Origin of the sequence: Bacillus paramycoides (assembly GCF_038971285.1) — a bacterium.
Lineage (GTDB): Bacteria > Bacillota > Bacilli > Bacillales > Bacillaceae_G > Bacillus_A.
Genome location: NZ_CP152427.1, coordinates 2,374,950 through 2,393,562, shown reverse-complemented (window position 1 = coordinate 2,393,562; position 18,613 = coordinate 2,374,950). Strand labels below are relative to the sequence as shown.

Annotated in this window: 8 protein-coding genes and 2 pseudogenes; 1 reads left to right on the top strand and 9 read right to left on the bottom strand. The window is 32.7% G+C overall.

The genetic code is table 11. The annotated features are described in order from the left end of the window. Positions 1-35: 35 nt before the first annotated feature. The 3 genes from AAG068_RS12360 to iolG all read right to left on the bottom strand — a co-directional run bounded on the left by AAG068_RS12360 (position 36) and on the right by iolG (position 3,705). On the bottom strand, positions 36-1,499 hold the full coding sequence (locus AAG068_RS12360) for a CoA-acylating methylmalonate-semialdehyde dehydrogenase (RefSeq protein ID WP_342719485.1): 1,464 nt from the start codon (positions 1,497-1,499) through the stop codon (positions 36-38). A gap of 78 nt (positions 1,500-1,577) precedes the next feature. Next, a complete protein-coding gene (gene iolC, locus AAG068_RS12355; protein WP_342719484.1) occupies positions 1,578-2,576 on the bottom strand; it encodes a 5-dehydro-2-deoxygluconokinase in 999 nt (332 codons plus the stop codon). Positions 2,577-2,679: 103 nt separating this feature from the next. Further along, entirely contained in the window at positions 2,680-3,705 is a 1,026-nt protein-coding gene (iolG, locus tag AAG068_RS12350; RefSeq protein ID WP_342719483.1) for an inositol 2-dehydrogenase, read from the bottom strand. A 492-nt stretch (positions 3,706-4,197) separates the two neighbouring features. On the opposite strand from iolG, the gene AAG068_RS12345 reads away from it, so the two are divergent. Continuing rightward, a complete protein-coding gene (locus tag AAG068_RS12345) occupies positions 4,198-5,478 on the top strand; it encodes an MFS transporter (protein WP_342719482.1) in 1,281 nt (426 codons plus the stop codon). 85 nt (positions 5,479-5,563) lie between these two features. Here the strand turns inward: AAG068_RS12345 and AAG068_RS12340 are convergent, their stop codons facing one another. From AAG068_RS12340 to AAG068_RS12315, 6 genes and pseudogenes are all read right to left on the bottom strand, one after another. After that, the gene (locus tag AAG068_RS12340) at positions 5,564-6,568 is read right to left on the bottom strand and encodes a LacI family DNA-binding transcriptional regulator (RefSeq protein ID WP_342719481.1); all 1,005 of its coding nucleotides are present in this window, start codon (positions 6,566-6,568) and stop codon (positions 5,564-5,566) included. Between the two features lie 561 nt (positions 6,569-7,129). After that, positions 7,130-13,252, bottom strand: a pseudogene (locus AAG068_RS12335) (amino acid adenylation domain-containing protein); the annotation flags it as partial. A 412-nt stretch (positions 13,253-13,664) separates the two neighbouring features. Beyond that, the gene (locus AAG068_RS12330; RefSeq protein ID WP_342719479.1) at positions 13,665-14,924 is read right to left on the bottom strand and encodes an MFS transporter; all 1,260 of its coding nucleotides are present in this window, start codon (positions 14,922-14,924) and stop codon (positions 13,665-13,667) included. A 9-nt stretch (positions 14,925-14,933) separates the two neighbouring features. Then, positions 14,934-15,857: an aKG-HExxH-type peptide beta-hydroxylase gene (locus AAG068_RS12325; protein ID WP_342719478.1), complete on the bottom strand. Its 924-nt coding sequence runs from the start codon at positions 15,855-15,857 to the stop codon at positions 14,934-14,936. A gap of 37 nt (positions 15,858-15,894) precedes the next feature. After that, a complete protein-coding gene (locus AAG068_RS12320) occupies positions 15,895-16,992 on the bottom strand; it encodes a ThiF family adenylyltransferase (RefSeq protein ID WP_342719477.1) in 1,098 nt (365 codons plus the stop codon). Positions 16,993-18,054: 1,062 nt separating this feature from the next. Continuing rightward, positions 18,055-18,588 (bottom strand): annotated as a pseudogene (locus tag AAG068_RS12315) (glycerophosphodiester phosphodiesterase family protein); the annotation flags it as partial. Positions 18,589-18,613: the final 25 nt, after the last annotated feature.

The window sequence follows — 18,613 nt, the reverse complement described above, 5'->3', positions numbered from 1 at the left end:
AAGCAACTAGACAGATTCTACTTCTCTCTTAAAGATTACTTTTCCCAACGAGATGTAAGCATTTTCTTTCTTGTATAAAACTCAACGCCGTCAGTACCGTTCGCATGAAGATCACCATAGAAAGAGTCTTTCCAACCAGAGAACGGGAAGAATGCCATTGGCGCCGGAACCCCAACATTCACACCTAACATACCTGATTCAATAGTTTCACGGAATTGACGTACACTTGCCCCGCTATCTGTATAAATACAAGCTCCATTTGCAAAGCGAGACTCATTTGCAATTTCAATTGCTTCATCCAATGATTTCACACGAACAATAGATAAAACAGGAGCAAAAATCTCATCTTGCCAGATTTTCATTTCTTTTGTAACATGGTCAAAAATTGTTGGCCCAACGAAGTAACCAGCTCCTTTTACAGCTGTATCTTCGCGTCCATCACGAACTACTGTAGCGCCCTGTTCTACACCTGAATCGATGTAACCAATTGTGCGCTCTTTATGGTTATCACGAATAACTGGTCCTAAAAACACATCTTCATCAAGACCATTGCCGATGACAATTTTGTTCGCTTCTTCTACTAGCCTTCCAACCAATTGATCTGCAATTTCTTCTTCTACTGTTACAACAGAAGCCGCCATACAACGCTCACCTGCTGAACCGAATGCAGCACTAATAATTTGCTTTGTCGCTAGCTCAAGATTCGCATCATTTAATACAATGGAATGGTTTTTCGCACCTGCTAATGCTTGCACGCGTTTTAAGTTTTCTGTACCTTTTTTGTATACATATTCTGCGACAGGCTGAGAACCTACAAATGAAATTGCCTTCACTAATTTATGTTCAAGAAGACCGTTTACTACATCGTGAGCACCATTTACAATATTTAATACACCTTTTGGTATGCCTGCTTCTGCAGCTAATTCTGCTAATCTTGCTGCTAGAAGTGGTGTACGCTCTGAAGGTTTTAATACAAATGTATTACCACAAGCAATTGCAAGTGGGAACATCCAGCATGGAACCATCATTGGGAAGTTAAAAGGTGTAATGCCGCCTATAACACCAATTGGGTAACGATACATACCAGACTCAATACCTGTTGCAATATCAGGTAATTGTTTTCCCATCATTAATGTAGGGGCACCCGCAGCAAACTCCACGCACTCAATACCACGAAGAACTTCACCGTAAGCCTCGTTATAGCTTTTTCCGTTTTCAATCGTAATAAGTTTCGCTAACTCTTCCCAGTTATCTACTAGTAATTGTTGATATTTAAATAGAATACGAGCGCGTTTTGGCACAGCAGTTTTAGACCAAGATTTGAACGCTTCATTTGCTGCTAATACAGCTTGTTCAACATCTTCTTTTGTTGAAAGTGGTACTTGAGCGATTACTTCTCCTGTTGCTGGATTATATACAGCTTCCATCTTAGTTGAAATGGATTCTACCCATTCGCCGCCAATGTAGTTTTTTACAATTTGTGCTGTTTGTACTGTCATATTCATTCTCTCCCTTTTATGTAATGTAGAAGCGTCCAATAGGATACGCCCTTACTTGATTATTAATTCATGACGTTTCTATACCAATTCCTCAGCCGTTTCCATGAATGCAGAAATCTCTGCCCTTGTTGGCATTGCATCAGAACAGCTATGTTTAGAAATAACGATTGAAGCAGAAGCGCCTCCTAATCGCATCGCTTGAGGGATCTCAAGCCCTTGCATTAAGCCATAAATAAACGCAGATGCATACGAGTCGCCAGCGCCAAACGTCTTTAACACCTTTGTTTTAAAGATACCGCCTCGGTGAGATTGACCGTCTCTCGTATAAGCGATTGAGCCATCCCCGCCATGTTTAATTACAACGATTTTCGCATGATGAGAAAACCATCTTTCAGCCGTAACTTGGTCATTCGATTTTTCATAGTTTAATAGTTTTTCCATCATATCGAATTCTTCACGCGTTCCAATAATGACATCAGATTTTTCAGCTGCTAGATTGTAATACACAGCCGTTTCAGCTTCTGACTGCCATGTATAAGGGCGGTAATCCACATCAAAAAATACAACTACATCATGCTTACGCGCATATTCTAGTGCTAAAAATACCGCCTCGCGAGAAGGACTTTTCGCTAAAGCTGTTCCTGAAATTAAGAGTGCTTTTGATTGTTTAATATAGTCCTCTGATACCTCTGTTGGATCAAGGTTTAAGTCTGCGACATTGTCGCGGTACATTAAAATACTGCAATCTTCAGGGCTTTTAATTTCTGTAAATGCTAAACCTGTCACTGCACCTGTACGATCTATACATATCTGATCTGTATTAATATTGTTGTCCTTTAGGTACCCAGTAATAAAGCGGCCCATTTGGCCATCGGACACTTTACCGATAAACCCTGTCTGTAAGCCAAGACGTGCAGCACCAATCGCAATATTCGCAGGAGAACCTCCTACATATTTAGTAAACGTTCTTGTTTCTTCCATAGGACGTTGTGTTTCATTAGCATTTAAATCAACGCATAAACGTCCAACTGCAATAAGGTCTAATGGACAATCTTCTTTAAAAATAAGTGGATTCATTGTTACTACCTCCCATGCTTTATGAAAGAATGAATGATATGGTTCATATTTTTATAAACCTACTATTCATTACTCTTTATCTATCTAGAAGTAAGCGCTCTCTTTATTGATTTAATGCAGGCTGTTTATGTTCAATTTGAACAGGTTTTCCTGTTAGCAAAGATTCCTTCGCAGCTTTCGCAATTCGCTCTGCTTGTAACCCATCATTACCACTGCAAATAACAGCTTGTCCTTCTATAATTGACTTTGTAAATTGTGTTACTTCCTCAATGTAAGCCTGCGTGTAACGCTCTAAGAAGAAATAAAGCGGCTTATCTTTTACAACACCTTCTGTTTTAGAAACTTGTACTGTTGTCGGGCAGCAATTATCCGCAGCAACCGCACCTTTTTCACCAAACACTTCAACACGCTGGTCATATCCATAAACAGCTTGGCGGCTATTATCAATTACTCCTAAAGCTCCATTTGCAAATTTTAATGTAACAACTGCTGTATCAACATCATTTACTTCCTGAATGGATGGATCAATTAATGTTGTTCCATATGCAAATACTTCAACGACCTCACTATTCATCACATAACGAGCCATATCAAAATCATGAATCATCATATCCATAAACAATCCGCCTGAAGAGCGAACATATTCTATACTCGGCGGTTGTGGATCGCGTGACGTAATTTTTAAAATATGCGGCTGCCCCACTTCGCCTTGTTGAATAAGATCATATACTTTCCTGAAATTAGGATCAAAACGACGATTAAAGCCTACTTGAAGAGATACTCCCTGTTCTTTTACCACTTCTAATGCTTCTAATGTTTCTTCTACCGAGAAACTAACAGGCTTTTCACAGAAAATATGTTTTTTCGCAAGAGCTGCTTCTTTAATAATTTGCGCATGTGTATTTGTTGGTGAACAAATAAAGACAGCATCAATTTCTGGATCAGTTAATAAATCCTGATAGTTTGTAGTCAGAGTGGAAATCCCTTTATCTTGAGCCCACTTTTCTAGATGACTAATTACTACATCTGAAACCGCTTTAATTTTTATTTGTGGCATAAGCTGTAAATTATCAACATGTAGTTTCCCAATTCGTCCAGCACCAATAATCCCAATTTTTAAAACGTTCATATGATTTCTCCCTCTATATTAAAATTTAAGAAACGAAATGAAAGTCTATAGGGTTTAGCACATCAAATTAGTTAAGCGCTTTCCCTATTTTTCTTCATTATACACACTTGATTCTAAATTGAAAACATTTTTATTTTTTTGAACACTCCTCTTTTCATTCGAATTTTACATTCCCTCAATATACGTAATACATAAAAATAAAAATTAATAATTAGAAATATATACTCTAAAAAACTACAAATATATTCTTTTAAAATACTGATATAACAAAGAAAAACAAGCCTTTTAAATAGTATCCCCCCATCTATAAGGCATTTCTTTCTTTTCATACTCGCCATTATTTTATTCTCCAATAAGTAAATAGAATGTTTCTATAAAAGAAAGTTGTAAATTATCAAAAAATTTAATTGACGACCCTATCATGTAAGCGTATACTTTTTTTATCAAAAAGAATTAAGCGCTTAACCAAAATAACTTATCGGTGGTGGGAGAATGAACGCTATTAGTTCAAACAAAACATTTATGGACAAGATTGGAATCCCTTCTAATTTAACTTGGGGATACATAGGGATTATCATTTTTATGATTGGGGACGGGTTAGAACAGGGATGGTTATCCCCTTATCTCGTTGAAAAAGGACTAACGCTAGAACACGCTGCTTTTCTGTTTACTATTTACGGAATTACTGTATCTGCTTCTTCTTGGTTTTCGGGGGTATTTGTACAAATGTGGGGGCCAAGAAAAGTCATGACGTTTGGTTTAGTATCATTCATTTTAGGTTCAATCGGGTTCATCGGTATTGGAATTCAACATATGAATTATCCCGTAATATTAATTTGCTATGCCCTACGCGGGTTTGGTTATCCCTTATTTGCTTATTCTTTCCTAGTTTGGGTATCTTACAGTACGCCTCAACAAATGCTTTCAAGAGCAGTTGGCTGGTTCTGGTTCGTATTCCAGCTAGGGCTTAGTGTTATAGGAGCCTTTTATTCTAGCTATATGGTTCCTAAAATCGGAGAAATCGCTACATTATGGAGTGCTTTAATTTTTGTTGTTGTCGGGGGATTATTCTCAATTGTTGTAAATAAGGATAAATTTAAAGCACAAACCGTAAGCGCTAACAAATCAAGCGAATTACTAAAAGGAATTACCATCGCATTTGAAAATCCTAAAGTTGGTATAGGCGGTATTGTAAAAATTATAAACTCGGCCGCTCAGTTTGGATTTGTTGTTTTCCTACCTACCTATATGATGAAATATAATTTTACTATGACTGAATGGCTTCAAATCTGGGGTACTCTATTCTTTGTAAATATGGTGTTTAATATTATTTTTGGTATTGTTGGAGACAAGTTTGGTTGGGTAAATACGATTAAATGGTTCGGAGGAGTCGGTTGCGGTATTGTAACTCTTGCACTTTATTATGTGCCACAAATGGTAGGACATAATTATTGGGCAATATTATTTGTTGCCTGTTGCTATGGAGCAACACTTGCCGGTTATGTACCTCTCACCGCATTAGTCCCATCTTTATCTCCTGAAAATAAAGGAGCTGCAATGTCTGTCTTAAATTTAGGTTCAGGATTATCAGCATTTGTTGGACCATTAGTAGTAACAGCCTTTATCGGTTCATTAGGTGTTGGTGGCGTGATGTGGATCTTTGCTGGTTTGTATTTCTTTGGTGCATTTTTAACTCATTTCCTTACTATTCCAAAGGAAAATGAAATGAAGCAGGATTTAAATGCGAAAAGCGGTGAGCAATTCTCTGTTTAAATACTAAATATAAAAGAAGGTCATCCTAACTATACTTAGTTATGATGACCTTCTTTTGTTACATTCAAATAGACTTGTAAAAAAGCTAGCATGTAATATCCTTTACTGAGGATCGCTCTACTAACTGAGGAATAATTGTAATTTTTTGCTTAGCATGCTCCTTCATTTCCATCGTTTTTAGCAGTTGTTCAAACGTACAGGCTGCCATTTGTTTAATTGGCTGTTCAATTGTTGTTAACCCTGGATCTGCAATCTCAGCATAAATTGTATTATCAAATCCGATTATTGATAAATCTTCCGGAATTAAAAGTCCTTGTTTTCTTGCTTCATTCATAAGGCATATAGCAATTAAATCTGTACAAGCAAAAACAGCTGTAGGCCTGTTAGGCAAATGAAGTAATTCCTTACTTGCACGTTTACTATCTTCCACTGTCGAATAGCAACTAATGATAGCCTCATCATCTAACGAAACTCCTGAATCCGTAAGAGCTTGTTTGAAACCAGTCAATCTCCCTAAGCTACTTTTTCTATCCTTCTCCATCATAATCGTTAAAGATGTATGGCCTTTCTGTGTTAGATAACTTCCAGCTAGATAGCCTCCCCTCATATCATCAGTTGTCACAACATGAGTCGTGATGGAAGGATGATCTACAGTGAATAATACAAGTGGCAAATCTCGATTTACAATTTTTTTTACAAGTTTATACTCATTTAGCTCCGTTGCAATAATAATGCCATCTACTTGCTTTTTAAATAGTAAATCCATGTATTCGTGCTCACGTTTTGTTTGATGGTCTGTACTACATAAAATAAGTGTATACCCTGATTCTCGTGCACTATTTTCAAAAGCTCTTGCTACTTCTGCAAAAAATGGGTTTGAGATATCTGGGACAAGTACCCCAATCGTATATGTTTTTTTACCTGTTAACGCTGCTGCTACACTACTAGGCTGGTAATCTAATTCATCCATTACCTGATTTACTTTGTTTATTGTTTTTTCACTAATACGACCAGTTTGATTAATTACCTTAGAAACAGTTGCTATTGATACACCTGCTTTTTCCGCAACATCATAAATTGTTGGTTTCACTTTAATTGTCCCTTCTTAATCAGCTTTTTCTATATTTTATCATAAATATATTTTGCTTCTTGGTACACAAAAGAAATTCTTTTAAAATTTGTAAGTACCTCTATCTTCAAGCGTAGTGTTTCGCATTTACGTAACAAGCTGTTCTAAATCGAAAATTTAAATCCTTGTTAGTTCATTACTTGTACTATTCCTACAATGCAAAAAACCTTCCAGGAATACATTCGTATTACAAATTAGCATATATGTTATATACACTTCCTTGTAATGAATCGTAAACCCGAAAGGTTTATGGTTATTTAAAAATGATTAAAAAGGAAAAATTTTCTTGAACTTATTATATAATAAGTTCATTTCTATTTCAGTTAAAGAAAACGACATATTCATACTTTCTTATAGAAGGACTTCCTTGACGCTACTCTCTATTGAATACTAAAAGTAATATATGATAGTTTACTTTTATACGCTGACTAAAAGCCGCCCTTTTCCAATGATTTCTCCTAAAAAATTTCTATGTTTTTTTAATTGCTTTCCTTTAAAATATCTCATTTCTCATATTCCCAATCAGCTTTTTAAAGTGTAACTTTGTTTAAAAAAATTTGCTACAGAACCATTACCAGTAACACTCGCCATATAAGCAATAATTTTTTGTATATATTCACTATTAATAATAGGCCATTGAACACCTAATAATTTTAGCATTTTTTGAGTTTCAGTCGAATCAAGCTTAATTGGTTTATAACAATTATCTTTTGGCTCTTCAAATGTCATGAGATTTTGAATATCTTCCTGTTTCTTTTTATCTTTAGATAGTTCTAAAATAAATTGCTGATATTCTGTTTCAGAAATTACTTTAATTGGATATCCCATTGAATTTAGTAACTTTACAAGTTCATTTAAATTTAACGTAAGATGATTGTATATATGATTTACGCAATTTTCACTATTTTCATGCACTTCATTTGATGTTACAAACCCTGTAATAATTTTGCTGCAATAATCTACAGGTGTAAATTCAACTTCACTTGATAATAATACATCCGTCGCAATACCATATTGTAATATAAATTTCAATTTGCTCATAAATGCATTTTCGGTGAAGTTATATTGATGTTGTCCATCAATATATCTATTTGTAAGATTTCCTACTCTATAAATAGTAGCATCTGTTCCCCTTAATATTGCCTTGAATATTTCATATTCTGCTAAAAATTTACTTTTCACATACACATTATCATTGTAATTTTGTTTTACATAAAAATCGCTTTCTTTAAATATTGTTTCCTTTTCACTTAATACAAATTGTCCTGCTACACCAGTTGTAGATATATGATGTAAATCCTTAGTATCACCAACAAATGCAAGAAGTTCTTTCACCGCCTGGACATTCGCTCTTTCAAATTCACTATACTCGCCAAAATGTTTTGTTAAAGCCGCAGCATGAATAACAGTTGAGATTTGTTGATGAAGCTCCTTGTATAATTCGTTTTCTAATCCCATATTTTGTTTAGCTAAATCACCTTGCACAATAAAGATACGTTGATTTACTAAAGATTGATATCTTACAAATTTATTTTTAAAATAAAATTGTAACATGTTTAATAAACGATTTTTCGCCTCTAGTTTATTTTCCCCACGAACTAAACAATATATCTTACATTCTGTAGTATCCAATAGTTGTTCTAGTAGATGTATACCTAAGAATCCTGTAGCTCCTGTTAAAAGTATTTTGCTACCATTACTAAATGCATATCTTTTTGTTTTCTTTAGCTTCTTTGGAGGTGTTAACAATTTAATATCTAATGTATCTGAATGTGAATTTACTCTATATCCATATTGAATTTTTTTAGATATATTATTAATAGTTTTTAATTCAAAGTAATCTTTAATAGTTACATTCCAACCTTCAGAAAATGTTTTTACTAAAGTACTCATAATTTTTAAAGAGTGCCCACCTAGTTCAAAAAAATTAGTGTTTACCCCAATGACAGAGGGATCAATCCCTAATACCTCTGACCAAATTTCTACCAATTTTCTCTCTACTCTATTCCGAGGTGCTATATACCCATCGCTCGTTTGTAAAATAGAATCCCATGCAGGTAAAGCATTTTTATCTACCTTGCCATTAACAGTTAACGGTAATGATTCTATCTTGATAAAATGAGCCGGTACCATATAATTTGGAAGATGTACCTCTACATGTTTTCTCCACTCTTGTGTATCTCCTTCACCTACAATATAGGCTACTAAAATTTTATCTCCAAATGTATCTTCTTGCGCTACCACAGTAACTTCTTTAATATCTGGATGTTTTCCTAATATTATTTCAATTTCACCTAACTCAATTCGAAATCCTCTAATCTTAACTTGTTTATCAGCTCTTCCTATATATTCTATATTTCCATCAGGTAAATATTTAACTAAATCACCTGTCCGATATAATCTATCATTAGAGCTATTCTTGAATGGGTGTGGGATAAATGATGCCTTTGTTAATTCAGGTTGATTCAAATATCCTCGTGCTAATGCGATACCTCCTATATAAAGTTCACCCACTGTTCCAATAGGGACAAGTTTTTGAGCTTTATTTAATACATATACCTCTACATTGGGGATAGATCGACCAATAGGTGGTGTCCCTTCACCACTATAAATTTCTATAGTAGCAACCGATGCCTCTGTTGGACCATATGCATTAATAAAGAGGTGATTTTTCACCCACCGTTTTGCCACTTGTTCACTACAGACTGAACCCGCAGAAATAACAGTTTGTAATTCCTCAAATTTAGATTCATCTAACAGATTTAGTACCGTAGGTGGTAAAAATGCATGCGTAATTTTATTTTCTAGCAAAAACTGAGTAAGTGGCTCAACTGGCATAATATCGTGTTGACCACATACATATAAAGTTCCACCCGACACCAGAGTTGCGAAAATATCATATAGTGAAACATCAAATGCAATTGAAGAAAACTGAACTACCTTACTACTCGTATTTAATTTTGTAAAATCAATGCTGGCATTAATAAAATTGCATAGACCTTTTTGTGCATAAAGGACACCCTTTGGATTTCCTGTGGATCCAGATGTATAGATTACATATGCTAAATTATCTGGTTTAACTTCAATTGTAGGATTTGTATTTTTTTCCCTCGAAATATTCATTTCATGTTCTTTTATATCAATACAGTCTATTTCTTTAGGTATCCACTGTGTTAGATGACTTTGTGTTAGCAATACTTGTATGTTGGCATCTTTCAAGATATATTCAAGTCTCTTTGTTGGATATGCGGGATCTAGCGGGACATATGCGCCACCAGCTTTTATTATTCCTAATATACTTACAATCATCTCTAAAGAACGTTCTATATAAACCCCTACCATACTTTCAGGTCCTACGTTTCGTTTCTGTAGATAAAAAGCTAATTGATTTACTTTTTCATTTAATTCCTTATAAGTTAACTGTTGTTCTTTATATACCAACGCAACAGAATTCGGATTCTGAATCACTTGCTGTTCAAATAACTCTTGAATCACCACATCTTTTTGATAATTCCCCTCTATGTTAGTCCATTCATGTAATAATTGCTTTTCTTCCTTCCTAGTAATTATTCTTAGATTCTCAATAGGTTCCTCCGGAAATTGTAAAATTTCATCTAGCCAAATTTCAAAAGATTGAGCCATTCTTTTTATTGTAGAAACCTTAAATAAGTCTGTATTATATTCAAAGTCCAGTTGTAATCCTGTTGGTATCTCTTCCATTGCTATAGTTATATCAAACTTTGCTCCATTCATATGTCTAGGCACTTTTTCTACGCTATGATCTAATAATTTTGGTAACTCTTTTAATTGATTGTGAAAAACAAACATTGTCTGAAATAGTGGAGAATAACTCATATCACGTTCTGGTTGTATGGCTTCTATAACTTTTTCAAAAGGAACGTCCTGATTTTCTTGTGCATCTAACATTTTTTTCTTTATCTGTTGGACCAATTCTTTAAATGTTATATTATTTGAGCAATCTGCACGATAGACTACAGTATTCGCAAAGAATCCAATAAGATCTTCAACTCCTGGATAATTCCTATTAGCAATCGGGCTGCCTACTAAAATATCTTTTTGATTTGTATAACGAGAAAGAAACCCTTGATAACTTGCTAATAACGTGGCAAATAGTGTAACACCTTCCTTATAATTAAATACCTTTATTTTTTCTAACAATTTATTGGGTATGACAATTTGATACGTATCTCCATTATAGCTTTGTATTGTTGGACGAGGATAATCAAATGGGAGTTCCAATATAGGAAGTAAGCCACGTAATTCATTCCTCCAATATGCTAATTGTTTTTGTATAACATCTTCTTTTAACCAGCTTTTTTGCCACTTTGTGAAATCAATATACTGAAAAGGTAAAGGGGGAAGCTTTTCAGTTTCGTCTTCCAAAAATGCATGATAAAAACTCATCCATTCATTGATAAAAGTATCTAATGACCAGCGATCAAAAATAATATGATGGACGGTACAAAGAAGTACTAACTCTTCATTGTCCATTATTATTAAATGAGCACGCAATAAAGGCCCTTGGCTTAAATCAAACGGCTTTTCAGCTTCTATTTTCGATATTTTATCCATTTTCGATATTTTATCTTCCGGAGAAAGATAACATAAATCAATTACTGATAAGGGAACTGTTATATCTTTTTGAACAATTTGCACTGGTTTTCCGTCAACTTCTTGAAATACTGTCCGTAAAATTTCATGGCGATGTATCATTGCAGCATATCCTTTTTTTAACATCTCAACGTTCCATTTCCCTTTTAAACGCCATGCAGTCGGGACATTGTAAAGTGCACTATTTGTTTCAATTTTATCCATTATCCATAAACGTTGTTGAGCGAAAGATAATGGTTCGTATTGTTCACGTTTTACTGATTGTAATGGTGTTAAAACATCGCTTTCCCCCATTTTCCCCAATAAAAATGTTAAACGTTTTGAGAAACTTTTAATAGTAGGGTATTCAAATATGTCACGTACTTGTATTAGAATTGAAAAATCAACACCTAAACGTAAAATTATTTTAGTTGCTAAGAGAGAATGTCCACCTAACTCAAAAAAATTAGCGTTTATCCCAATGACAGAGGAGTCAATCCCTAATACCTCTGACCAAACTTCTACCAATTTTCTCTCTACTCTATTCCGAGGTGCTATATATCCCTCGCTCGTTTGTATAATAGAATCCCATGCAGGTAAAGCATCTTTATCTACCTTCCCATTAACAGTTAACGGTAATGATTCTATCTTGATAAAATGAGCCGGTACCATATAATTTGGAAGATGTACCTCTACATGTTTTCTCCACTCTTGTGTATCTCCTTCACCTACAATATAGGCTACTAAAATTTTATCTCCAAATGTATCTTCTTGCGCTACCACAGTAACTTCTTTAATATCTGGATGTTTTCCTAATATTATTTCAATTTCACCTAACTCAATTCGAAATCCTCTAATCTTAACTTGTTTATCAGCTCTTCCTATATATTCTATATTTCCATCAGGTAAATATTTAACTAAATCACCTGTCCGATATAATCTATCATTAGAGCTATTCTTGAATGGGTGTGGGATAAATGATGCCTTTGTTAATTCAGGTTGATTCAAATATCCTCGTGCTAATGCGATACCTCCTATATAAAGTTCACCTACTGTTCCAATAGGGACACGCTTACGATCTTTATTTAATACATATGCCTCTACATTTGGCATGGGCTGACCAATAGGAGGTGCTCCATTTCCTTTATATATTCCCGCGACAGTATAAACTGTGGTTTCTGTTGGACCATACGCATTAATAAAGAGATGATTTTGCATCCAGCGTTTTGCAACTTTTTCACTACATGCTGATCCCGCAGAAGTAACAACCTGTAAATCTTTAAATGCAGATTCATCTAACAAATTAAGTACCGTAGGTGGTAAAAGTGCATGTGTAATTTTATTTTTTTGCAAGAACTGAGTAAGTGGTTCAACTGGCATAATATCGTGTTGACTACATACATATAAAGTTCCACCTGAAACTAGGCTAGTAAATATCTCAAATACTGAAGCATCAAATGATAATGAAGCAAATTGAATATTTCTACTGTCTGCATTCATTTTTGTTAAATTAATACTAGAAATAATAAAATTACATAAGCTCTTTTGTTCAATTAATACCCCTTTGGGTTTTCCTGTAGATCCAGATGTATAGATTACATATGCTAAATTATCTAGTTTAACTTCAATTGTAGGATTTATACTTTTTTCTCTCGAAATATTCATTTCATGTTCTTTTATATCAATACAGTCTATTTCTTTAGGTATCCACTGTGTTAGATGACTTTGTGTTAGCAATACTTGTATGTTGGCATCTTTCAAGATATATTCAAGTCTCTTTGTTGGATATGCGGGATCTAGCGGGACATATGCGCCACCAGCTTTTATTATTCCTAATATACTTACAATCATCTCTAAAGAACGTTCTATATAAACCCCTACCATACTTTCAGGTCCTACGTTTCGTTTCTGTAGATAAAAAGCTAATTGATTTACTTTTTCATTTAATTCCTTATAAGTTAACTGTTGTTCTTTATATACCAACGCAACAGAATTCGGATTCTGAATCACTTGCTGTTCAAATAATTTTTGAATAGCATGTTCTGATTTATCAGGAAATTCAAGCTTAATATTCATTATATCGCTCCTTTAATATCATATTTAACAATACTCATATATCTTGATTTACTCTTTTTTAAAATCTAGAATATTATCAATAGATATATCAAACAGGTTTAAATTAAAAAATTTGATTATTCAATTCATTATCTTCATTAAACTGGTAATTGCTATATTTCTAAACATTAGGGTCAATTTTGTCCATCCTTAATACGTTTTATTTCACCGACAAATCAAAATTTTTATATCGTATTTAAAAAATTAATGAACATAAAAACTTTTAGAAAATCCTAAAGGTTTTTATGTTCATTATTAATTTTATTACCCATAGCAATCATTAATTTTTTAGGGTATACACTTAAATATAAAAATATTATTACTTACAAAATCATGCTTCTGTAATAGAGCTATTATTTACTTGATCGTTTTTAACATATAAAAATTTATTCATAAGTAGTGAAACAATAACTGGCAAAATACCAATAACAAACAAAGTAAACATAAATGTTGTATTAGCAAATAACCAACCAACTAAAAATGAACCTATTCCCATACCACCTATAATTAAAACATCAATAGCTGCAAATACTCTTCCCGAAGCATTGTCAGGAGTTTCTTCCTGAATAATAGTCATAATAGGTGCTTCCGGCAACATAGTAAAAATACCTATAAATAAAACTGCTAAATATGCCACGAAAACATGATTTATTCCACCACAAATAATACAAGCAATAAAAGAACCTAATACGCTTATCCAAATTATAAAAGTAAGATTTTTCTTACCAAAGTGTCCACCTAATAAAGTTCCGATAACACAACCTAATCCATTAATCGCTAAATAATATCCCGTACCTGAACCTGCTTGTCCAGTTATATCAGCAAGATATGGTACAAAAACAAAGACTGATCCTACAACTATATGAATAAAGCATAAAATAATAGAGACAGAAAAAATCTTTTTATTGAATAAAATAAATTTAAAACCTTCTACAATATTATTTAGAGAATCTGAAATTTTAACCTTTTGATCAGTTTGCAACAATCCATCAAAATTTTGATTGATAGATTTTGGTATAAAACACACTAAAACTAAACAAATTAAATATACTAGAACATTAATTAAAAACGCCCAAAATAAATTGTTTAAACCAACCAATACGCCTCCAATAATAGGGGCTATCATAAGAGAAATTGTGCCTAATGAAGTCGTAAGTGTATTCATTGCTAATAATGAATCCTTATCAACTAATTTTTTACCAATAGTCAATCTAATAGGGTAATCTATAGTTCCTACAAACACCTGAATTAAGGAAACTAGAAGAAACACATATAAAGAATTAATTTTTAAGAAAGAAAATATAATAAGCATTGTCATAGATAGTACATTTAAAAGATTTATAAAAATAATTATTTTTTTCCTCGGAAATCTATCAATTATATAACCAGATATAGGTGAAAAAAGTATATATGGAATTTGTCTTGTAAGACCAAATATCGCAACTCCTGTAGTTCCAAATTGCTGATAAATCAAAGCGGTCATTGCAACTACATAATTCCAATTCGCAATACTTGTTAAGAAACCGGAATATAAAAAACTTTGAAAACCAGGAAAATGAAACGTTTGCTTCAAATACTTAAATAAATTCATAAACTCTCCTTAAGAATAAATTAATAAAAACTCGCTCAATTCTTGTTTAATTTCATCAAAAAAGATTTTCCCTAAATTAGAAAACTCAGCTTCGTTTTCTAAAATCTCCACACCTTTTTCTAATCTCAAAATAAATTCTTTTTCCAAGTTATCCATTGTTATTTTTTCCTCTTCAGATAAAACAACTTCAGATTCTTTTATTTTAGAAAATACTTTTAAAACTCTCCATAACACATATGTAGCATGTAACGTACCATTTAACCAACGTTTATCTTCTCTTAAAGGAGAATCTGCTTTTTTAGTTAAATTCTCAATCATTCTTCCAAATGTTTGTTTAACCATTAATGCTTGATGTCCACTTTCATGTATTAAAACATCAACAAAATTCATAGCATTCCAACCTGGTTTATTTTTCAAAAATATTGCCCCAAATGAATATGCTCCAGTAGCCGAAGTAAAATTATCACCATTAGAACCAATCACAACAACCTTTTTTGATAATAATTTTATTTGTTTATAAGCTTCTGGCCAAGCCTCTTCAATAATACTTAAAGCTCTATTAATTAATTCACATTCTTCTGTAGTTGGAACATTCATTTTCAACACAATTTCTCTATTTAAATCTTTTGAATTACTTTCAGATAAAATATCAAGTGAACGACTAACCCACTCATTATCATTTATAGAATTAAACCATGACTTATCTTGTTCTGAGATAGCAAGATTTTCTTTTAAAAGCTCAACATTGTCAGGATCACGATAAATTGACCAAGCCATAGATGGATGGTATTTTAACTCATCTGAAAAATCTATTTCATGCTTACTTAATAATTCTTTATATGTATCTAAAAGGGCTAATAAAAATTCATTTGCTTCATATTTCAATTTAGATTCTTCTAGAGTAATAGTAAATATATCTTCTATTCTTTCCATTAATTAAACATCTCCTATCAAATATTAGATTAATAAATTATATAGAACACGATTCACAAAATTCATTTTTCAAAACATCCTCTGTTCTTACAATATCACCTGTTTTAAAAGTTAAAACTTTATTTTTAGTTAAAGGCTCATATGTACCTGTTAACCAAGAAAACCATTCTAAAAACTGATAATGTGATGATAATGTAATTCCTGAAACAACAGAAGGATACTTTCTTCCTCGTTTCTTTTGCATCCCAATAATTAAATCCTCATAATCATTTTTGTCTAAATTTTGTCTTATATATTCTTCATAGCATGTAAAACAAGCTGTTTCTTCTGGTATAAATAATGGACCAATCTGTTGAGCAAAGCTTCCTATATAAGGAATTTTTAACTTTATACACGCTTCATTTACCCACCTATTCAATATAAATCTTGGTTCATCAGCTTCTACAAAAATAAAATCAAGACCATCAGCAAACGAATAAACATCTTCTAAATTTTCAACATAACTATTAATACATTCCACATTAACATCTCTATTAAATGAATTTATTCTCTTTTTAATAATTTCAGCTTTAAATTCACCAATTTGATTTTCATCATAAAAAATCTGCCTAACTAAATTAGAGGATTCAATTTGATCTCCGTCCATTAATTTAAGATAACCAACACCAGTAGCTCCAAGCATCATTGCTAATAAGCTACCTGTTCCTCCCATACCTATAATTCCAACTTTGGCATTTCTAATTTTTTCAAAAGCTTCCCATGGATTATTTTTAAAATCCGGGAAATTTTCAAACAAATCAATCAAGGTAAAATACCGATCATATTGTTCATTAGAAAGCCATTCTGGAATCTTTCTTTTATTACATTCAACTACAATTCCATTTTCAGAAAATGCCTCTAATATTTCCTCAATTTCTACTTCTGATATATCATAATTTTCTAATCTTAATTCATTAACAATTTGCTGTATATTTTTAGTGCCATCACATTTTTCAAGTAAACATTCAAGTATAGATTCTGCTTTTTCAATTCTCATATGACGCCCCATATGGCTGTTTAGAAATATATCTCCATTCGACAGTTTTATAGGCTCAATCGACGATGATACTATAGGGAATTCAATTTGTTTTTTCATTATAGTAACCTCTCTAAAATAAAATATTGAAAATCTATATAATATATAAACTAAATATTATTCATATTTTAAATCAAAAAATCAGTAATTGGGCCTAATGTAAATAGGCCCAATTACTACTTTGAATTAATAGCGTGGCTCGCCAAGTGAAGATGTTAATTCTTCAGCTTTAATGTTAACTTTAACTTTTTCCATGATTATCAACTCCTTGTTATGTAATAAAACCTAAATTGTAATAATATACAACACTTAGATTAAGCACGTGGCTCGCCAAGTGAAGATGTTAACTCTTCAGCTTTAATGTTAACTTTAACTTTAACTTTTTCCATGATTATCAACTCCTTTTCATGTACTAAAAATTTATGTTGTCATAATTTCCACACTTGGATTAAGCGCGTGGCTCGCCAAGTGAAGATGTTAACTCTTCAGCTTTAATGTTAACTTTAACTTTAACTTTTTCCATGATTATCAACTCCTTTTCATGTACTAAAAAGCTTATGTTGTTATAATATTCCACACTCATTTGTTTGTAAATATAAAATATTCAAAAAATTCTATATTTTATATTTATAAATATTTATCTGAATTAACAGAAAAATATTTATAAAGTTACGGTACGCTATGTGCTTAGAGCATGTCTCTTCGTCTAATAAATTTTCCTTCTTACTGAATTAAATGGCTCTTTAGATAAACAAATCCAAAGGGGCAAAACGTCGCGACTTTTTTATAAACATCATGACTTTATTTAAAAATTAGATAGAAGCACCGCCACTGCCTATCAACTAAATGTTTTGAAAGTACCTCCAAACTTTATCTACATTTAGTTACTTATATAGATAAAGATCATTTTGTACATCTAGCAGTTTATTTTTTAATCCATGTCGGACTTTTGCTTGAATATAAATTGAATAAGTCACATTCATTAAAAAACCCTCTGATTTCCATAATATATATGAAATCAGAGGGTTTTTTCGGTAGATTAAACTTCAATATTTTCTATAGGTCTTGTTTTAAAATATAAAGGGCCAAATACATGAAAAAACTCCGCTTTTAATGTCATCCTTATTTTCTAAATAGAGGTGCTATTTTATCAATACGATTTGTCCAAATTCCACCTGTATAATCATCTGGAAGGCGTTTTATATCTTCAGATGAGTCAAATCCACTTGAAAATTCAAGCCCATTTCCTCCTACAACGATAATTCGAGTATCTGCTTTATCCATTCGATTAAGAAAACGATTAGGCCATCCCCAAAGCAAAGGAGCTACTTTATCTGGTATATGTAACTCTCCATGCTTCATGCTTGAAGGTATGTAACCAGTCCACCCTAACGCCATATAAGTAAGAAGATCCTTTTTCATGGTTGCTTTTGACATCGTTCGTAAATTAGGGATGTGCTCTCTTATCGCAGCAATCGGCTTATCACCACCATATACTGTTAGTTGAGAAAGGCGTTTCGCTGGTAGTTTCTTGAGGTAAGTAGCCAATTGGATTCCTTCATTTTCATCATCACTTTTAATATGAATAAGAAAAGAACGATCTGGAAAATGGTTAAGCACTTCATCAAGTGTTGGCATAAGATTAATATATTCCCCGAAAGAATTCTCCTTCCTCAAGCGT

Excerpts from the sequence above, each read along its gene's own strand:
- AAG068_RS12360 (WP_342719485.1), bottom strand. The coding sequence starts at position 1,499 with ATGACAGTACAAACAGCACAAATTGTAAAAAACTACATTGGCGGCGAA.
- iolC (WP_342719484.1), bottom strand. The coding sequence starts at position 2,576 with ATGAATCCACTTATTTTTAAAGAAGATTGTCCATTAGACCTTATTGCA.
- iolG (WP_342719483.1), bottom strand. The coding sequence starts at position 3,705 with ATGAACGTTTTAAAAATTGGGATTATTGGTGCTGGACGAATTGGGAAA.
- AAG068_RS12345 (WP_342719482.1), top strand. The coding sequence starts at position 4,198 with ATGAACGCTATTAGTTCAAACAAAACATTTATGGACAAGATTGGAATC.
- AAG068_RS12330 (WP_342719479.1), bottom strand. The coding sequence starts at position 14,924 with ATGAATTTATTTAAGTATTTGAAGCAAACGTTTCATTTTCCTGGTTTT.
- AAG068_RS12325 (WP_342719478.1), bottom strand. The coding sequence starts at position 15,857 with ATGGAAAGAATAGAAGATATATTTACTATTACTCTAGAAGAATCTAAA.
- AAG068_RS12320 (WP_342719477.1), bottom strand. The coding sequence starts at position 16,992 with ATGAAAAAACAAATTGAATTCCCTATAGTATCATCGTCGATTGAGCCT.